The organism is Saccharothrix longispora (genome assembly GCF_030852425.1).
Classification (GTDB): domain Bacteria; phylum Actinomycetota; class Actinomycetes; order Mycobacteriales; family Pseudonocardiaceae; genus Actinosynnema; species Actinosynnema longispora.
In genome coordinates, this window is sequence record NZ_NSDM01000015.1 from 76,999 (window position 1) to 95,821 (window position 18,823).

The 18,823-nt window shown below is 71.0% G+C and carries 12 protein-coding genes; 7 read left to right on the forward strand and 5 right to left on the reverse strand.

All coding sequences use genetic code 11. From position 1 onward, the window contains the following. Positions 1 to 63 precede the first annotated feature (63 nt). The 5 genes from CKY47_RS30055 (at position 64) to CKY47_RS30075 (ending at position 5,465) form a co-directional block, all read left to right on the forward strand. On the forward strand, positions 64 to 1,338 hold the full coding sequence (locus CKY47_RS30055; protein WP_306749692.1) for an MFS transporter: 1,275 nt from the start codon (positions 64 to 66) through the stop codon (positions 1,336 to 1,338). Then, positions 1,335 to 2,738: a pyridoxal phosphate-dependent decarboxylase family protein gene (locus CKY47_RS30060; RefSeq protein WP_306749693.1), complete on the forward strand. Its 1,404-nt coding sequence runs from the start codon at positions 1,335 to 1,337 to the stop codon at positions 2,736 to 2,738. The genes CKY47_RS30055 and CKY47_RS30060 overlap by 4 nt, the downstream gene beginning before the upstream one ends. A gap of 526 nt (positions 2,739 to 3,264) precedes the next feature. Next, positions 3,265 to 3,678, forward strand: coding sequence for a hypothetical protein (locus CKY47_RS30065; protein ID WP_306749694.1), 414 nt, complete (start codon positions 3,265 to 3,267; stop codon positions 3,676 to 3,678). 151 nt (positions 3,679 to 3,829) lie between these two features. After that, entirely contained in the window at positions 3,830 to 4,624 is a 795-nt protein-coding gene (locus CKY47_RS30070; protein ID WP_306749695.1) for an SDR family NAD(P)-dependent oxidoreductase, read from the forward strand. A 268-nt stretch (positions 4,625 to 4,892) separates the two neighbouring features. Next, positions 4,893 to 5,465 carry a hypothetical protein gene (locus tag CKY47_RS30075; protein ID WP_306749696.1) on the forward strand — a complete coding sequence of 191 codons (573 nt, stop codon included), beginning with the start codon at positions 4,893 to 4,895 and terminating at the stop codon, positions 5,463 to 5,465. Positions 5,466 to 5,584: 119 nt separating this feature from the next. Here CKY47_RS30075 and CKY47_RS30080 read toward each other — a convergent pair whose 3' ends face one another. The 5 genes from CKY47_RS30080 to CKY47_RS30100 all read right to left on the reverse strand — a co-directional run bounded on the left by CKY47_RS30080 (position 5,585) and on the right by CKY47_RS30100 (position 14,579). Next, complete coding sequence (locus CKY47_RS30080) at positions 5,585 to 7,036, reverse strand: radical SAM protein (protein WP_306749697.1); 1,452 nt, start codon at positions 7,034 to 7,036, stop codon at positions 5,585 to 5,587. Continuing rightward, complete coding sequence (locus tag CKY47_RS30085; RefSeq protein ID WP_306749698.1) at positions 7,036 to 9,636, reverse strand: glycosyltransferase; 2,601 nt, start codon at positions 9,634 to 9,636, stop codon at positions 7,036 to 7,038. The genes CKY47_RS30080 and CKY47_RS30085 overlap by 1 nt, the downstream gene beginning before the upstream one ends. A gap of 253 nt (positions 9,637 to 9,889) precedes the next feature. After that, complete coding sequence (locus CKY47_RS30090) at positions 9,890 to 10,264, reverse strand: hypothetical protein (RefSeq protein ID WP_306749699.1); 375 nt, start codon at positions 10,262 to 10,264, stop codon at positions 9,890 to 9,892. Between the two features lie 457 nt (positions 10,265 to 10,721). After that, entirely contained in the window at positions 10,722 to 11,300 is a 579-nt protein-coding gene (locus tag CKY47_RS30095; protein WP_306749700.1) for a DUF8817 family protein, read from the reverse strand. A gap of 540 nt (positions 11,301 to 11,840) precedes the next feature. After that, entirely contained in the window at positions 11,841 to 14,579 is a 2,739-nt protein-coding gene (locus CKY47_RS30100) for a tetratricopeptide repeat protein (RefSeq protein WP_306749701.1), read from the reverse strand. A gap of 912 nt (positions 14,580 to 15,491) precedes the next feature. Here CKY47_RS30100 and CKY47_RS30105 point away from each other — a divergent pair. Both CKY47_RS30105 and CKY47_RS30110 read left to right on the forward strand, forming a co-directional pair. Next, entirely contained in the window at positions 15,492 to 16,490 is a 999-nt protein-coding gene (locus tag CKY47_RS30105) for an AAC(3) family N-acetyltransferase (protein ID WP_306749702.1), read from the forward strand. A gap of 938 nt (positions 16,491 to 17,428) precedes the next feature. Then, positions 17,429 to 17,965 (forward strand): P-loop nucleotide/nucleoside kinase family protein, encoded by a 537-nt coding sequence (locus CKY47_RS30110; RefSeq protein ID WP_306749703.1) that lies wholly within the window; start codon positions 17,429 to 17,431, stop codon positions 17,963 to 17,965. The last annotated feature ends 858 nt before the right edge of the window (positions 17,966 to 18,823 follow it).

The window sequence follows — 18,823 nt, forward strand, 5'->3', positions numbered from 1 at the left end:
GCCGTCCGGGCTCCCGAAGTGGTGCTCGCTTCCACGGCCGTCGAATGCGAAGATCTTCCGCCTATGCGGCAGAGCAGCGGCGTCACCGGCGGCGTCCGGGTGGGCTACGCGACCGGGTCCTTCGTGACCGGCGCGTTCGGCACCGTGCCCGGGTTGCTCCTGCTGCCCTACCTGACCGACGGCCTCGCCGTGCCCGCCGCCGTCGCGGGGCTGCTCGTGCTGGTACCGAAGGCGTGGGACGTGCTGTTCAACCCCGTCGCCGGTCGGATCAGCGACGCGGCGGGCGTGCGGCGGCCGTTCCTGCTGCGCGGCGGGCTGGCCACGGCGGTGCTGTTCGCGCTGCTGTTCGCCGGGCCGTTCACGGGCGCGGGCGCGGCGGTGTACGTGGCGCTGGTGTTCCTGCTGTGCGCGACGGCGTACGCGTTCTTCCAGGTGCCGTACGTGGCGATGGCCGCCGAGATCACCGAGGACTACGACGAGCGCACCCGGCTGATGGCGTGGCGGATGGCGTTCCTGGCGCTGGCGATCCTGGTCAGCGGCGCGGGCGCGCCCGCCGTGCGCGACCTGATCGGCTACCCCGGCATGGGCGCGTCGGTGGCGGCGCTGATGGTGCTCGGCACCGTCGCGACGTACCTGGGCACGCGCGGTGCTCCCGCGTCCCGGCGGGTCGCCTCGGCGGCGTCGTTCCGGGAGCTGGTGGCGGCGGTGCGCGGTTCGCGGCCGTTCCGGCTGCTCCTGGCGGTGTTCGTGGTGCAGGCGGTCGGGCTGGGCACGATGCTCGCGGGGGTCGACTACTTCGCGCGGCTCGTGCTGGGCGACCGGTCGTTGCAGACGCTGCTGTTCGCCGGGTTCGTCGGACCGGCCCTGCTGGTCATGCCGCTGTGGCAGCGGGTGGGCGCGCGGTGGGGCAAGCGGGTGGGGCTGGTGGCGGCGTCGCTGCTGTTCGCGGTCGCCGTGCTCGGTCTGCTGCCCTCGCGGGTGCTGCCGGTCGGCGCGGTGCTCGGGCTGATGGCCGTGGTCGGCGTCGGGTACGCGGGCATGCAGGTGTTCCCGCTGGCCATGCTGCCCGACGTCATCACCGCCGAGGAGCGGCGCGTCGGCACGACCAGGGCCGGGTTGTTCTCCGGTGTCTGGACGGCCGGCGAGACCCTGGGCATGGCGCTCGGGCCGGGCGTGTACGGGCTGGTGCTGGCCCTCGGCGGGTACGTCGCGAGCACCGACGGCTCGGCCGCGCAACCCTCCGGCGCGGTGACCGCCGCGCTGCTCGGTTTCACCGCGATCCCCGCCGTGCTGGCGGTCGCGGCCCTACCCCTGTTGCGCGAGGAGAGGCCGGTATGACGTCGGCGGAGTCCGTCCTGGCCCGGCTGCGCGCGTTGCGGGCGGGCGACCTGCCCACCCACGGCGGGCGCACGCTGGCCTACGTCTACGACAGCGCGGTGCCCGGCCTGGACGAGTTGGCGGCCTCCGCGCACGCGCTGGCCTCGTCGGTGAACGGGCTCGACCCCACGGCGTTCCCGAGCCTGCTGCGGCTGGAGAACGACGTGGTGCGCACCGCCGCCCGACTGCTGGGCGGCACCGACGCGACGGTCGGCACGGTGACCTCCGGCGGCACCGAGTCCTGCCTGCTGGCGGTCGTGGCGGCCCGCGACGCCCGGCCCGACGTGCGGGAACCGTCGATCGTGCTGCCGGAGACGGCGCACGCGGCGTTCCACAAGGCCGCGCACTACTTCGGGCTGCGGGTCGTGTCGGTGCCGGTGGACCCGGCGACCTACCGCGCGGTGCCGTCGGCGATGGCGGCCGCCGTGGACGACTCGACGGTGCTGGTGGTGGCGAGCGCGCCGTCGTACGCGCACGGCGTGGTGGACCCGGTGGCCGAGATCGCCGGCATCGCGTCGGCTGCCGGCGCCCGCTGCCACGTGGACGCGTGCATCGGCGGGTGGGTGCTGCCGTTCGCGCCGGACGTGGAGCCGTTCGACCTGTCCGTGCCGGGGGTGACGAGCCTGTCGGTGGACCTGCACAAGTACGCGTACGCGCCGAAGGGGACGTCCGTGCTGCTGCACGCGTCGGCCGGTCTGCGGCGGTCGCAGTACTTCGCGAGCGCGGCGTGGCCCGGTTACACGATGTTGAACTCGACGACGCAGTCCACTCGTTCCGGTGGTCCGCTGGCGGCGGCGTGGGCGGTGCTGACGCACGTCGGTGACGACGGGTACCGGTCGCTGGCCGCGGCCGCCCTGTCGAGCGCCCGCGTGCTGCGGGAGGGCGTGGAGAAGATCGACGGCCTGCGCGTGCTGGGCGAGCCGACGTCCACCCTGCTCGCGGTCACCGCGTCCCGCGACGACTTCGACGTGTTCACCGTGGCCGACGAGATGAAGGCGCGGAACTGGTACGTGCAGCCCCAGTTCGCGTTCGGCGCCTCCCCCGCCAACCTGCACCTCACCGTGACGGCGGCCAACGCGGGCCACGAGGACGAGTTGCTGTCCGACCTGAGCGACTCGGTCTCCGCCGCCGTCGCGGCCGGTCCGGTGCGGGTCGCGCCGGAGATCGTCGCCTTCATCGGCTCCCTCGACCCCGACACCCTGACCCCGGACGAGTTCGGCGGGCTGCTCGCCGCCGCGGGCATGGCCGGCGACGCCGGGTTGCCGGACCGCATGGCCACGGTGAACACCCTGCTCGCCGCCGCCCCGCCCCGCCTGCGCGAACGCCTCCTCGTCGAATTCCTGGGCGGTCTGTACTCGTAGGACCTTCCGACGGCGCTGCCCCGTCGCCGCGTGGTCGACGGACGACCAGGCCGTCACGCCTTCCGCGCGGGTGCCGGGCGTCGGGGGCGCGGGCGTCGCGACGAGTCCGCGGAGGAGTGCTTCCGCGGCACCTTGTCGCGATCCTGGCGGATTCCCGTTCCGCTCGCGGGCCCGTTGTCCCGACGCCACGACGCACTCGACTCGATCCTCGACAGCAGTACCCCGCGAGCGGTACCGGACGAGAATTCGTCACCTTGTGGGGTGAGCGGTTCGACACCCACCGACGAGACATCCATTCACATTCCAGGCGATTCCGGAAAATGTCGAACACTACTGCGAACGGTTGAAGAGACATGGGCTTCGACTCGGCCGGTGGTAGCGTCGGTCGAACCCCCGCCGCGAGGCGTGATCGCTTCTCCGCAGAGAGGTACGGGCGCACACCGAGCCGCCCGCGGGCGGAATGTCGAATCGTCCGGAGTGCGCCGGGCACCCGACGCGGACGGGCCGACGAAAGGCAGACAGCATTGTGAAGCCGCTCAAGACGCTGATCGCCACCTTGGGGCTCGTCGCCGCGTTCGTGCTGGTGTCCCCCGTCGCGGCGCAGTCCGCACCGACGCGCACCGACGACACGACCGCCGGTTCGTCGGCCTCGCCCGTGACAACCGCCGCCGACCCGTGCACGGCCACCTGGGTGTGCCTGTACGCGAGCACGGGATTCGTCAACATGAGGTTCCGGACCCAGCGGCAGAACTGGTGCTGGCTCCTCTCCGATTTCAACCTCACCGGGGTCAACTCGTACGACAACAGGTTGCCCGTGTACGGCCGCTTCTTCAACTCGGCGAAGGTCCTCGTCTGGGAGATCCGCAACGGGGGCAGCAGTTCGGACAGTTCGTCATTCCCGGGCGAGCACTACTTCTGCACCGGTTCCGCCAGGCCGTAGCGGACCGGGAACAGCGGGTGCGGTAGCGATACGTACCCGGTCATCAGGGAGTCACCTCCGGTCGGATTCAAGGGAACGACCACCGGGCCGGTGATGGGCCTCGATTCCGGGGCGCGTGGCGGCATTGCGCCGTTCGCGCGATCATGGACCCGTGCACCTCGATCTGAGCGGGAAGACGGCGCTGGTCACGGGTTCGACGCAGGGCATCGGCGAGGCCATCGCGACGGGCCTCGCCCGCGCGGGCGCACGGGTGGCGGTCAACGGCCGCAAGCCGGACGCCGTGGAGGAGGCCGTGGCGCGCATCCGGTCCGCCGCCCCCGGCGCCGACCTGGTCGCCGCCCCGGCGGACGTGTCCACGGCCGAGGGGGCCGAGGCGCTGGCGTCGGCGCTCCCCGAGGTGGACGTGCTGGTGAACAACGTGGGCATCTTCGGCGCGCAACCCGTCCTGGAGATCAGCGACGACGAGTGGCGGCGCTACTTCGAGGTCAACGTCCTGGCCGCCGTCCGCCTGACCCGCACGTTCCTGCCCGGCATGCGCGACCGGGGCTGGGGCCGCGTCCAGTACATCGCCAGCGACTCGGCCGTCGTCATCCCGGCGGAGATGGTCCACTACGGCATGTCGAAGACCGCGCTGCTGGCGGTCTCACGGGGCTTCGCCAAGGAGGCGAAGGCGAGCGGCGTCACGGTGAACTGCGTGCTGGCCGGCCCCACCCACACCGGCGGCGTGGAGGACTTCGTCTACCAGTTGGTCGACAGGTCGTTGCCGTGGGACGAGGCGCAGCGCGAGTTCATGCGCCTGCACCGCCCGCAGTCCCTGCTGGGGCGGCTGATCGAACCGGAGGAGATCGCGAACCTCTGCACCTACCTGGCGTCTCCCCTGGCCTCGGCGACCACGGGCGCGGCGGTGCGGGTGGACGGCGGTTACGTGGACTCGATCGTGCCCTAGACCACAGCGCGCGCCGCGGAAATCACGTGGACGTTTCCCTGGCGACCCGGTACGTTCCGCCCGAAATCGTTCACTGCCGACTTCCGGCCGACCCGCCGTGGCCGTTCGGGCTATTGCGACGAAGACTCGGCTCTGGTTCCGTGGTGAATGCAATACGGGGGGACCGGTGACGTGCCCGCTTTCTCGGGGAGATGAGCAATTCGCTTCCCGACGACAGCGGGCGTTTCTTGGCGACCCCGTTCGGAATCCTTGAACAGAGAAGGCCGAAGTGATCGTCAAGAGAATCCTGCTCGCCGTCCTGGCCGCGGTCGCCGTGGCGTCGTCCGCCACCGCCGCGCACGCCCAGGAGGCGAGCCGCCTCGCCGCCACCCCCGAGAACCCCTGCGAGTCCGGGTACATGCCCGTGTCCAGCGCATCCGGGCCGCTCCAGGTGACCAGCAGCGACGCCCCGCCGGTGCTGAACATCCGGCTCATGTGCTACCACCCGACCACCAAGAGGCTGGTCCCCATCGCCGCCGGTCAGGCCATCGACCTGGAGGTCCTGGGCGTCTGGGCGACGTCGGAGGCGGCGCTCAACGACGAGACCCTCCGCAACGCGAGCACCTCGTGGCCGTACGACGCCGACACGGCGCGGGGGTCGTACAAGAACTTCACGAAGTCGTCCGGCCAGTACCCCATGCCCGAAGAGGGGTGGAACAACCTCAAGAACGTGGGGCGGCCCGACACGTGGGGCGTCCTCTACTGGCGCACCATGGTGTGCCACCGCCACCCGGGCCAGGAAGACCCGGACGGTTGTGTCATCCACCAGCCGACCGACCTGCTCTTCATCGACCACATCTGATCCGGTAAATCCGCCTCGCCACGGGAACGCCTCCACCTCGGCTCGATTCCCCTTTCGGAAGTACGTCCGATTTCGACTCGGGCACCGGCCGGGAATTCGTGGTCCCGCATTCTTCACCGTTACCACTCGGTGTTGATGATCGCCTCGACCAGCACTTCCCCGTCCCGGGTGAGCGCGACGGTGCGCGCGGCCTCGTCCAGCCGGACCAGGCCGCGCGCCTCCAGCGAGCGGAAGCGGGTGAGCCACGGTTCGGCGAACAGCGAGCGGCCGGGGAAGCGGCGTTCGTGCACGGCGTCGTCGAGCGGCTGGAGGGTGGACAGGGCCATCTTCACGGCGCGCGACTCCTGCCCCTCCGGCGTGAAGCGGGTCGCGGAGCCCAGCGGGATGCGGCCCGCGGCGACGGTCTCGGCGTACCGCTTCGAGTTCACGTCCGTGATGGCCTCGGAGGCGCGGCAGCTGGAACTGCCGCCCAGCCCGATCGCCACCTCCGGCTCCTGCCGGTCCTGGTCGACCATGATGGACTTCCACTTCTCCGGCCCGAGGCCGTCGCGGGCGAAGTACATCGTCGGGTGCTCGGTGTAGCCGCAGCCGCGCAGGCCGTCGGTCAGCACCTCCCGCATCTGGTACTGCTCGCCGAGCGTGGGCCAGCGGTGCCCCTTGCGGACCAGCCGGTCGCGGTACTCCGGGAGCTGCCACGCGGCGGGCTTCTCCCCCGTCACGCCGGTGCGCGAGTCCGCGTAGGACGCCAGGTGCAGCTTGGTGCACACCACGGCGGGCACCTCGTTCTCCAGCACCACGTCCAGATCGCGGCGGACGCTGTCGAGGGTCTGGTCCAGCAGGCCGTACATCAGGTCGATGCTCACCCAGTCGAACCCGGTCGCCTTAGCGTTGCGCACGAAGTCCAGGCACATGTCGGCCGTGTGCTCGCGACCGCACTCGCGCAGCACGTGGTCGTCGAACGACTGCACGCCGCTGGAGAGCTTGGTGCAGCCCAGCTCGCGCAGCAGCTCCAGCTTCGACGGCGTGAACGTGCTCGGGTCGCCCTCGAAGCGGATCGTCGACGCCGCGGTGAAGCCGAAGTTCTCGCGGTAGAAGTCCAGCAGGCGGCGGATCTCCGGCTCGGGCAGCATCGACGGGGTGCCCCCGAAGACGTTGAACTCGCCGACCTCGGCGCGCGCCAGGTTCGGCACGGCGGCCAGCCACAGCCGGGCCTCGGCGATGTTGAGGTCCACCCAGTGCGCCGCCCGCTCGCGGGTGACCTCCGGGCCGCCCTTGACCACGACCACCGGGTACTGGCAGAACCGGCACCGGTAGGCGCAGGTGGGGATGTAGGACCACAGGTGGATCGGGCCGCTGGTCGGCAGCTGCGCGTCGAGGTCGGCGAGGAACGCCTCGGGCGCGTGGCCGGGCATGTCCCCGGGGAACACGTGCGCCCCGAACGGGTCCTCCTTGACGTAGTCCAGCAGGTGCCGGTTCCCCGGGGCGCCCAGGGCGTCGAGCACCGCGGGGCGCGGCCAGGCGGGGTCGAGCACGTGCAGGGAGTCGACGGCCTGCTCGTAGGTCAGCGTCATCAGAACACCCCTCCGTTGCCGAAGTAGTTGTGCGCCTCGCCCGATTCCCGGTCCTCGCAGTAGTAGCGGACGAACTCGGTGAACCGCTCGGGCGGCACGTCCCGGAAGCACGGCGGCAGCGGCGGCGGGAACCCGATGTCCTCTCCGACGTGCAGCCGCAGCCGGGCGAAGATGTCGTCCGCGAACTCCAGGTAGAGGCGGTACGACGGCGTCTTGTACGAGTGGATCGGCGCGAAGTCGGTCACGCGCATCTCGTCGCGGATCTCGGCGATGCGCCGGCCGAGGCGCTCGGCGAGGTCGGGTCCGAAGAACGCGACGACCGGCTCGTCCTCCAGCAGCGACGGTGTGAGCAGCACCGGCAGGATCGTGTTCTTGGGCGTGAAGTCCTTGATGGAGAAGTCCCACGCCAGCCGTGCCTGCTCCTCGGTCAGGTCGTCGCCGGCGGTGGCGGGCGGATGCGGGCGGATGTCGCGCATGACGATGATGCCGTCCGACCCGTACGCGCGGCCGGTGACGACCTCGTCGATCGCGTGGTCGATGCGCCGCGGGTTGATCTCCACCCGGGAGCGCGGCGCGTAGGTGACGGGGCCGCCCGCGTTCGCCACCTTGATCCCGAAGTCCCAGTCGTCGGACAGGTGGTTGACGAACTCCCCGTCCTGGAGCTGGTAGAAGACCTCGATGCCGCCGACCCGCTCGTAGGCGTCGCGGTCCACGGCGAACCCCTTGCCGTCGGGGAAGCCCCCGAACAGGGAGAACGTCACGGCGCGGCACCGCAGGGTCCGCTGGATCGCGTCCCACAGCCGCGGGCGGCCGGTGAAGTGGTCGGGGTCGTAGTAGTAGTCGCACACGGCGATGGCGGCCTTGGAGGTCTCCATCGCGGCGAGCAGCTCGGCGAGCCAGTGCGGGTCCACGCGGCAGTCGGCGTCGGCGGAGACCAGGTAGAAGCGCTCCCCGACGTCGGTCCCGGGCCGGTTGCGGCTGCGCGCGGCCGCGAACTCCATGCCGGCGCGGCGGGCGCACGACACGCCCTGCTCGGGCTCGTGGATCACGTGCACGGCCAGGTCGGGGTGCGCGGCGGCGAACGCGCGGGCGATGGCGACGGTGCCGTCGGTCGAGTTGTTGTCGACCAGCACCACCTCGTAGAGGTCCTTGTCCAGCGGGCCGTCGCCGTCGCGCTGGTCGTGCAGCGTGCGCAGCACCTCGTCGAGGTCGGCGGCCTCGTTGTAGACCGGCAGCACGACGCTCATCCGCGCGCGGGGCTTCATCGGCGGTGGGTAGAGGCGGTCGAGCAGGCCGGCCGCGACCTCCTCGCCGAACAGCGCCTCCCCCGCTTCCCGGTTGGACTCGACCACTTCCGCTCGCTTCCCCTCGTTCGTGATCAGCTCCGCCACCTCGTCGGCGAACGCGCGCGTCGGCAGGTCGTGGACGCGGACGTCCAGCACCGGCGCCCGGAAGCCGCGGTCGCCGTACACGGCGTCGTACAGCTCGTACCGGCTGGTGGCGTAGGGCGTACCGGAGGCGACGGCCTCGCTGATCGGGTTTCCGTAGCTCTCGTAGTCGTAGGAGGTCAGGAAGGTCACCAGGTCGGCGTGCGCGAGCAGGTCGCGGACCGAGTAGCGCCCCTCCAGCCGCGTGTCGTACGGGGTCAGCCACCCGCCGAACACGACGCGCTCGCGCACCCCCAGTCGGGACGCCAGCTCGACCAACCGGGCGTGCTCCCCCGGCGCCTCGTCCACGTCGCCCGCGACGAACAGGTAGGCGTCGAGCCGGTCGGCCAGCATCGCCAGCAGGTGGACGTCCCGGTCGACGCGCTTCTGCGGGATGATCCGGGTGATCCGGGCCAGCAGCGCGGCGTTCACGGGGATGCCGTGGTCGCGCCGGAACGCGGCGTTGTGCCCGTCCACCTCGGCGGTGCGGCAGGTGAACGTGTTGGGCAGGACGTCGATGTGCGCCAGGTCGGGCACCCACTCCAGGGTGCGGGCCCTGGCCTGCTCGTGCAACGCGAAGTAGTGGACGTGCGGCGAGTTCCGGGGCGCGGGCGTCGCCGGGTACGGGAACCGCCCGTACTTGGCGGCGCCGGGTTCGCTCTGCCACATCAGGTCGTGGTCGCGCCACAGGACGAACCGGCCGAGCCGGTGGCGGGCGCCGTAGCGCTCGATCGCCCGGTAGAGCGCCCTGGTGTAGGTGATGTTCTCCGGCAGCGTGCCGTTCTCGACGACGACGAGGGTCACGCCGAGGCGTTCCCAGGTCTCCTCGATGCGGTCGGCGATGTCGGCGGCGATCCGGCCGACCTGCTCCAGCAGTGCCGGGTCGTCGTTCTGCACCACCTCGGTCAGCACCCGTTCGACGAACGCGCGGTCGTACCCGGGCACGTCCTCCAGACCGGCGACCCGGTCCAGGACGACCCAGTCCGGGAGGAGCGCGGCCTCGTCGCGGTAGGGGCGGAAGAACGCGTTCTTGTCGGCCTTGATGTCGTAGCCGAGGTCGAGGTGGACGCGGTAGCGGTTGCCGCCCCTCAGGCGGCGGGCGGTCTTCAGGAACTCGACCACCACACCGGACAGCGGGGTCGCGTCGAACGAAACACCCCAGAGCACCGTCATCGGCAAGGACTCCAGTGTCGACTGCGCGAGTCCTTCCCACGCTACTCCGACCGGAACCGGGTGGACGGCCGGCGCGACCGCGCCATACATGAGGCAATGTCACTTCGCCACGCTTGGAATCGCGATGCCGTCGCCGCTGGTGGACGGGCGGTTCGCCGGACCGGTTCGACCGTCCGCCGCAGCGGCGCCGGCCCGAACGGAACTTCGGCAACGCGCAGCCGGCCGGAGCGCGCCGGTCCGGGGCCTGTCGAGTTCAGAGCCCGCCGAGTTCGGCGATGAGGTCCGGGTCCCGCATGCCCGGCAGCTCGTACCCCTTCTCCTCGTCCCACTCGACGTCGAGGTCGTCCAGGTGAACCCGCCACTCGGCGTCCGGGAGCGCGCGGCGCAGTCCGGTGAGGGAGTCGAGCACGTGCGCGACGACCGGCATGAGGTGCCCCGGGTCGAACGGCATCTTGGTGGACCCGGCCAGCACCTCGCCGCCGTCGAGCCGGTCGTAGAGGTAGAGGCTCTCCTCGTCGTCGCAGGGGAACGACTCGTGGCGGTCCGCGACCACGCGCGCCACCCGGGTCCGCTCGGCCTCGGTCAGCGGGGTGGTGCGGCGGGCGGAGTAGTACAGGGAGGCGCTCACCCGAAGAGCCTAAGCGAACGACACCCGCCCCGGGGCGTTCCGGATCACCACGGCGGGAGTCCGGGAAGCACCGGCGGTCGAGATCTCCTGGCGGTGCGGGATGACACACCGTCATCAGGTCGGGAACCTCCCGGCGTGTCGAAACACGCTAGAGGTTCCGGGCGACATCTCGTCGATGAATGCGGCATCGGCCTGTAACGATTCAGGTCAGGAAGTGTCTTCCCCCGCGATCGGGGGCGGTCCGGCAGAGAGGCGGTCGACGTGCCGAAGTTGCGGTCCTCGCCGCACGAACGACCCGCCGGCGTCCGCGCGCCAGGAAGCCGCCGACTCCAGAGGAGGCAACGGCTTCCCGACGGTCACGGCAACCCGCGCGGCACCGCTGCCGGCCCACTTCCCCGTTCCGGACGACCTACGACCCCGAGGCGGTCAGGGCCGCGTTCAAGCGCCCGGACGCGGCTCAGCTTTCCTTGATCCGTTCGACGAGTTCGTCGCGGTACTCCCGCACCGCCTGGAACTCCGGTTCGTCGCCGGTCGCCCGCTTCAACGCGCCTTCCAGGATCTTCAGCCCCTGGCGTTCGTCGCCGCGCGCGTCCGCCTGCCTCGCGGCGTCCTCCAGGGCCTTGGCGAGCTTGGTCCGCGCCTCGGGTTCCTTGGCGGCCTTGTTGATCCGGATCCAGTTGCCGCCCGGGTCGACGACGGTGAACCCGGTGTACCGGTCGTTGCGCAGCCGCGGCCGGGTCATGCGCGGGATGCCGGAGACGAGCAGCTTTCCGTGCACGGACCGCATCCCCGCCGCGAAGGCCTCGAACAGCTCGCCGGGGTCGGCCACGATGACCAGGCACGTGCTGTAGGACTGCGCCGGGTCGTAGTCGTCCATCCCGAAGAAGTGCAGGTTGATGTCTTCCCGTCGTACCGCGACGTGCGGGTTCGGCCGCGTCTGCCGATAGGTGATCTCGAAGCCGAGCATCTCGTAGAACGACGCGATCTCGTCGATGGACGGACAGGGCAGGAGCGGGATGGTCAGTTCGTTCGCCACCGCCCGAAGCTAAGCCCGGACCCGCCGAAACGACACCGAACTATTTACTCATGCAAACCGGTCCGGCAACAACGCCGGCACAACGGCGATGGCGAGCACACGACCCCGCGGCGCCTGCGCCTGCTTCAACGCGGTGCGGGCAGGAGCGGACCGAGGTCGCGGTCAATGTTGACCACCCACCGGCTTGCCGGGGTGGACCGCTGCTCGGTATCGCGCAACACCACCGAGCCTGTGGCGGTGCGGGCGGCCCGTTCGCACCACTCACCGGGGAACCGCCGGTCGGCCGGTGATGGACCACGCGCGGCGTGCGTACCTCGACGATCAGCCCTCGGGAGGCGCCCGCCGCCGGCACGGAGAACAGGGTTCCGGTCATGCGCGGAGCGGGGTCGGTGGTGTCGGCCGGGCAGCGCCCTGTGGGCGGTCGGCATCAGGCGTTCGGAGATCCTGCGGGTGCCGCACGGAGCGCTTCCATCTCGCCGAGATGGAAATCGGTCGCGAGGCGTGGTCGACGTGAAGCACGACGCTGACGCCGTTGCCGCGTTACCGGTGATCGTTTTCCACCTGGATGCCCGCCGATGAACGGTCGGCGGCTGCGTCCAGACGGTGGTCGGTGGTGTTGTCGAGGGCGTCGAGTTGTTCCTGGACGCGGTCGGCGTCGGTGTCGCGGCCTTGTTCCCGGTACAGCTCCAGCGCCTCCCGCCACACCACGCGGGCACGCTCGCGGTCTCCGAGCGCGGCGTGGGGGTGGCCCATGTTGTCGAGGGTGTCCGCGACCTCGTAGGCGTTGCCGAGGGTGCGGAACAGGCTGAGGGCCTGGTGGTAGTGGTCAAAGGCCTGCCGGTGGTCGCCAGCGCGGTGGGCGATGAAGCCGAGGCTGTCCAGGGTGTTCGCTTCGCCGTCGAGGTCGCGGTGGTGGCGGAGCAGGGTGAGGGCGGCGTGGCAGTGGTCGCGGGCGGTGTCGAACTCGCCCAGGCGCGCGGCGTACCAGCCCACCTGGTTCAGCGCATGGGCTTCTCGCACCGGCTGGTCGAGATCGCCGAAGAGGTCGAGGGCGTGTCGGGCGTGGTCCAGGGCCCGCCGGCCGTCCCCTCGCCGTTCCCAGGTGAATGCGAGCGCGTAGTGGGTGTAGGCCTGCTCGGAGGGGTCGTGGTGGCGCGCGGCCAAGGCGAGGGCCCGCTCCTGGTGTCCGGTGGCCTGCTCGTGCAGGCCCAACAGTGCACAGGCATCGCCGAGGAGTCGGTGGGCGCGGCTGCGGGTGGCGGGGTCGGGCAGGTGGGCGGCGGCATCCAGGGCCGCCTGCCACGCGGCGAGCGCGTCGCGCCGGTGCCCCCGCCGGTGCTGGAAGGTTTTCAGGTTCCAGGCGAGGTGCCAGACGGCGTGGTGGCGGCCGAGGGTGGCGGCGGTGCGCTGGGTGGCCAGCAGGGTGGCGTACTCCGCCTGCAGCCAGGCGAGCGCGGCCGCGGCGTCGGGCAGCGGGTGCGGGCGGACGTCGGGCGCGGGCGGGTCGGGTGGCAGGAGCGGGCGGTGGGGGTCCAGGAGGCGGTCGGCGGCGTGGGCGGTGTGCAGGTGGAAGTCCACCACCCGCGTCAGAGCCTTCTCGCGCAGGTGGTCGGGCAGGTCGTGGGCGGTGATGGCGGCGTAGGCGCGGACCAGGTCGTGCATCGCGTACCGGCCGCCCGGCCGTCGTTCGAGCAGTGACGCCTCCTCCAGCGCCGCCAGCGTCCTGCGGGCGGGGCCGTCGGGCAGGCCGGTGAGGGCGGCGGTGGCGGGCGGGGTGGTGTCGGGGCCGGGCGCGATTCCGAGCAGGGCGAACACGGTGCGCTGTTGTTCGGTGAGGTGGCGCAGGGACCAGGACAGCACGGTGGTCAGGCCGGCGGCGGGGTCGGTGTCGTGGTCGAGCGCCTCCAGCCCCAGTTCGCGTAGTTCGGCGGCGACCTCGGTCAGCGGGATGGCGGGGCGGGTGGCGACGGCACGGGCGGTGATGGCCAAGGCCAGTGGGTAGGCCCCGCACAGCGCCACCAGTTCGTCGATGACGTCGGGTTCGGCGGCCACGCGGTCGGAGGGCAGGCGCGCGGTCAGCAGGGCGCGGGCCTCGTCGCGGTCCAGGACGCCCAAGGACAGGTGGCGGGCGCCGTGCCGGTCGATCAGCGAGGCTAGTTTGCGGCGGCTGGTGACCAGTACGGTGCAGGTGGGGGTGCCGGGCAGCAGGGGGACGACCTGGGCGGTGGTGGCGGCGTTGTCCAGCACGATGAGCATCCGTTTGCCCGTGACCAGGCTCCGGTACAGCGCTGCCTGCGCGCCGAGGTCGGTCGGGAGGCGGCCGGGGTCGACGCCGAGCGCGTCGAGGAACCCGCGCACCGCCACTGCCGGGTCCGTCGGGTCGTCCGTGGGGCTGAAGCCGTGCAGGTCGACGAACAGTTGCCCGTCGGGGAAGCGGCCGGAGTGGCGGTGGGCCCAGTGCAGGGCCAGCCAGGTCTTGCCGATGCCGCCGGCTCCGCCCAACGCCGAGATCACCACCGCCGCCCCCGCGGCGGGGTCGCCGTCGACGGGTGTCAGGGCATGCTCCAGGTCGGCCAGGTATTCCTCGCGGCCGACGAACAGCGCCGGCGCCCCGGGCAGCTGCCGGGGCGCCGTTCCACCGCCGTCGGGCGCGGCCGGGTTGGCCGGCCGGTCGAGCACCGCGGGGTCGGCGGGATAGGGGTGGTCGGGCAGGGCGAGCCAGGCGGTGTCCCGGATCTCTTTCACCGCCACCGGCACCGGCCGGAACGTGGCCGGGTCCAGCACCGCGGAGTGGCGGACCACCTCGTCGAACATCCAGCGCGACACCACTAGCGCGACCAGGCCGGGCGAGCCCGCCAGTGCCCGCTTCACCGGCGGCGCGTCCAGCAGCCGGAAGGCTGTGGTCACCGCGGTCGAGGTGACACCGTGCCGGTCGAAGACCACCTCACCGGCGTGCACCGCCACCCGCAAACGGACATGCTGCGCGGCGGGGTTGGTGTCGTTGTGCCCCCGCAACGCCTCCGCCAGCACCCCCGGCAGCACTTCCACCAGCGGCGCCTTGGCGAACTCGGGCGGGACCAGCACGAAGACGCCGTCGCCGCGGTCCTCGCGGTGGCAGGCATCCCACGGCACCCCGGCCGCGCCCAACGCCTCTGCGACCACCCGGTACAGCCCGGCCCGGGCCGCCACCTGGTGGGGCAGCGTCCGGCGCGCATCACCGAAACCCTCGACGTCCACCACCACGATCGTGCGGTGCACGGCCTGACCCGGACCCGCCATCCCAACCCTTCCGGAGCAGCCTGTCAGGTCTGTCGACCAAATCCGGTCTACCGCACGACCGCCCACCGTCCCCCGCCTCGACACGCCTATCGCCCGGACGGACGCACGAAATCCATCCGCCGGAGCACGCTCTTCCCGCACCGGGCCTCTGACTGACTGTCCAGGCAGGCCGGACCTCTCACCGACCTCATCAGCACGGTCGGGTAACCCGCCGGTCAAGCAGGACCGGGTTCGTCCTCAGTTCTCTTACGCCTTCGGTGATCGTCGGCCACAGATGCCCTTGCATCCGTTCTTGACCGCCAGGAACGTGGCCGACATCGTGTTCACGTCCGGATGGGCGGCCCCCTCCGACGTCCGGACCAACAGGTCGTGGGTTCCTCGGTGAGGTTCGCAGGTTAGAGCACGATCCGTCATCGAGTTCGACAACTTCAACTGTTGATACACACTGTAGGAATAGTGAATACCTTCGAGCCCCATAAGAAGAGGTGGACCATAATCCGGATCTGCGGCACGGAGCACGTGATCACCTCCCCGCACGAGTGGTGACAGCCCGCCCGACCTCGGCAGGGTGCCGTTGGCCGACCTCGTCTCCGCGGAAGCGGGAGTGGTCCGTCTTTCGAGGGGGTACTCGATTCAGAAGGTGGATTCTCCTGCGCAAGCGAAGGTGTTTCCGCCATTTGCGTCTCGCGTCCGTCGATCGGGTCGTCCTGTTCGGCTCGCGCGTGGTATGCGCACCTCGAACCACGCCACCAATGCCGTCAGCGGGGCGGCCGGGGCGTACTACGTCAAGCCGCCGCCATCGCCATCGCGTCGGGATCGACGGTGGTGCCACCCAACGACCGAAGTGCGCTCGTTGGCCGAACACCGTCATCAGCTCCGGCAGTGCGGGGGCCGCCCGATCCGGCCGACGTCATGGCCGTCGAATCGCCGGCCCGAGTGCTGCGCGAAATCATCGAGGTCAGCGGGGACGGATCACCGGCCCTGATGCACAACCGGCCCGCGACCAGCGTCGGCAGCGGCCGGGACGGCCGGTGCACCCGGTCGGTCGTGAAGGAGGAGACGCCGATGCGGTCACAGTGCCCGATGACCCGAAGCCGGCTCGCGTCCGATCTCGGAGAGCTCGGCGTGAGTTCCGGAATGGCCGTGATGGTGCACATGTCGCTGAAGTCCCTTGGCCGGGTCGTCGGCGGTGAGCAGACGGTTCTCGACGCCCTTCGAGACGTGGTGGGGCCGTCCGGAACGCTGGTGGTGCCCACGCAGTCGTGGCAGCTGTGCGACCCGGCGTTCCTCGACCAGGAGCTGGCCGAGTGGTGGCCGACCATTCGTGACCACCTGCCCGTACACGACCCGCGAATCACCCCCACCCGAACCATGGGCGCGGTCGCCGAGTTGTTCCGGACCGCACCCGGCACGCTCAGGTCCGGTCACCCGCATCGCTCGATCTCCGCCAACGGACCGCACGCGGTCGCCATCCCGGCCACACACGACCTCGACAGCCCCGTCGGGGAACGCTCGCCGCTCAAGGCCCTCTACGATCTGGACGCCTCCGTGCTGCTCCTCGGCACGACACCGGCGAAGATCACCGCCTTGCACCTAGCGGAGCACCGTGCGCACTGGCCCGGTAAGCACCTCGTCGGCAACGGCGCCGCCCTGATCAGAGACGGTCACCGGACCTGGGTGACCTGGGAGGAACTGCACGTCGAAGACGACGACTTCATCGAGGTCGTCGACGCGTTCATCGCCGACGGCGGACACCGCCACACCGGCCCTGTCGGAGACGCACCGGCCCAACTCCTGCCGATACGCACCCTCGTCGACTTCGCCGCACCATGGTTCAGCGCACGTCGAGCCCGCCGAGCAGACCGGGGCGACGTAGACGACGGCGGCTACGGCAGAACATCAGGGCGCTGACAGTTCCTGCTCGTCGCGGGGGCCGCAGACCGCCTGATGCGCACGATTCGGCAGAGTCCTCCCACGCGAGCGTGGGTGGTCCTCCAGTGGCGGTATACCACGCGGTGCGTCAACGGGAGTTCTCCATACGTTAAATCCTCCTTCGGTTGGAGCGCCAGGCACGGGCACGTGGTAGACAGCAGGCGAACAGTTCGCGGCGGATCGGCACAGTTCCGGTCCTTCCGCAGTGGAAGATCATAAAATTCGGCTTGCGAAGCGCTTATGGGCTATCCATGCGAATCGTCAGTGCAGTCGCGGCCACGGCATTGGCCGGCGGCCTGGTCTCTCTGACCGCACCTCTCGCCGCAGCATCGGACGGCAGGGTGGACGCCGGTTACGGGTTCACGCAGTACCTCGACGCCACTGATACCTACCGGGTGTGCGACACCGCCGTCGACAGCGTCGGCGTCTCGGGGCGGATCTCGATCCAGCAGGAAGACGGATCGTGGCACCACTTCCCCTGGCTGCGCGACGCCGTCGCCGACGGCGGGGAGAACTGCGCCACCGACTCGAAAGACGTCCGACGTGAAGCCGGTACCGTCGAATTGACCATCTGCCGCCAGAACGGGCCCACGGGCGTCCGTTACGCCTGCGAATCGCCGGCTGATCGTTCCCGGCCGCGCCGATGGTGTCGGCCGAACCATCTCGTCCGACGCCAATCGAGGCCATCGGCGAAACGGCCACGGCCGCAGCCCAACCGCTGCGGCCGTGGCCGTGGGGATTCAGGCGGTCACGGGTCGACAACCGCTCGGCGCGGTCTCGACTCCATGCAACAGCCACCCGCCGCCACCCGAGCAAGACCGGTCAGAACGGACTCGGCGGCGCCTGACCAGAGGCATTGGAGTGCCTTGGAGCGCGCGGTCGGTGGCGATGAGGCTCTCACTCGGCCAGGAGGTGGGATGGAGCAGCCGACGCTCTTCCTGATGGTCGGACTGCCGGCCATCAGGAAGACCACTGCCGCGCGACGGGTGGAGGTCGAGCACAACGCGCTCCGCCTCACGAAGGACGAATGGGTGAAGGCCCTCTACGGACACGAGAACCCGCCATCGGCTTCCGACGTGATCGAAGGACGACTCATCGGGATCGGGCTGCGCGCCCTCGAACTCGGCGACAACGTGGTGATCGACTACGGGCTGTGGAGTCGGGACGAACGCTCCGCGCTGCGGCAAGCGGCGGCGGACCGCGGCGCACGCGTGGAGGTGCACTACTTCGAGGTGTCCCCCGCCGAGCAGCGCAGACGACTCGACCAGCGCCAAGCCGACGCCCCGGACAGCACCTGGCCCATGGCCGACGAGGAACTCGCCGCCTGGGCTCGCGCCATCCAGGTCCCGACGCGAGGCGAACTCGACGGCAGCGAACCCATCGATGATCCTCCGGCCGGATTCACGTCATGGGACGAGTGGCGCGGGCATCGCTGGCCGCCGGCGGTCTCCTGACCGCTACCGCTCATCGACTGCCCATCGGCAATCGCCACGACGCCCCGCGACGCGGCATTCCCGGCGATGGGCACTCGTGTGACCGGCACGGTCCTCTCCCCCACCGAGCACAACCATGAGGTGAAGGTGCGCCTGGACAGCTGGTGGCCGCTCTCGGCGCGTGCGGACTTCCCGACCGGAGTCACCCGGCACCACCGCAGGCCTGGGGCCGCGCAGGCCCCACAGCCGCTGCCCGCACAAGGCGGCGTGGACGAGCTCCTCCGGTTTCACCGCCGTGGCCCGGTCGGCGATGACGCCCAGCACAACCACAGCCCCGGCGTCCCGCATGGCCGACGCCGCCCGGTCGTTGGCGTTCGACCATCGCCCTGGCGGCCAGGCGCCCGATGAGGAGCCGTGCACGACCAGCGGCACGAGCGCGCGTTGGTACTCGCCGTGCCTTCGCGATCACGGCCACCTCGTCCCCCGCCTGCCGCCGAGGGCTCAGCCCCACCGATCACAGCGACTCCAGGCGGACGCCACGGTCGGCGAGCCGCTGCGCCGGGACGAGGTCGGGGCGGCGAGACCACGCGTCTCATCGGCGCACCCGGTAAGGCGAACCGGCCCGACTCGGGACCGGGGTCCAGGAGGTTGCAGAGCGCACTGGAGGCGAGCAGCACGGCGCGAGCTGCTCCGGAATCCGAGCCACATGCGGCCGGACCCGTGTGGCGGTCACGGTGTTCCCCGGACGTGGTCGGAACACGCTGGAGGTTCCGAGGTGGCGAGTCGCGGATCAGGTGGCCCGGCCGGAGACCACGGCTCGCGCTGCGGACTCGGCGTCGACGCTGTCGCCCTCGCCGTGTTCGCAGGCCGGTCGGGGAG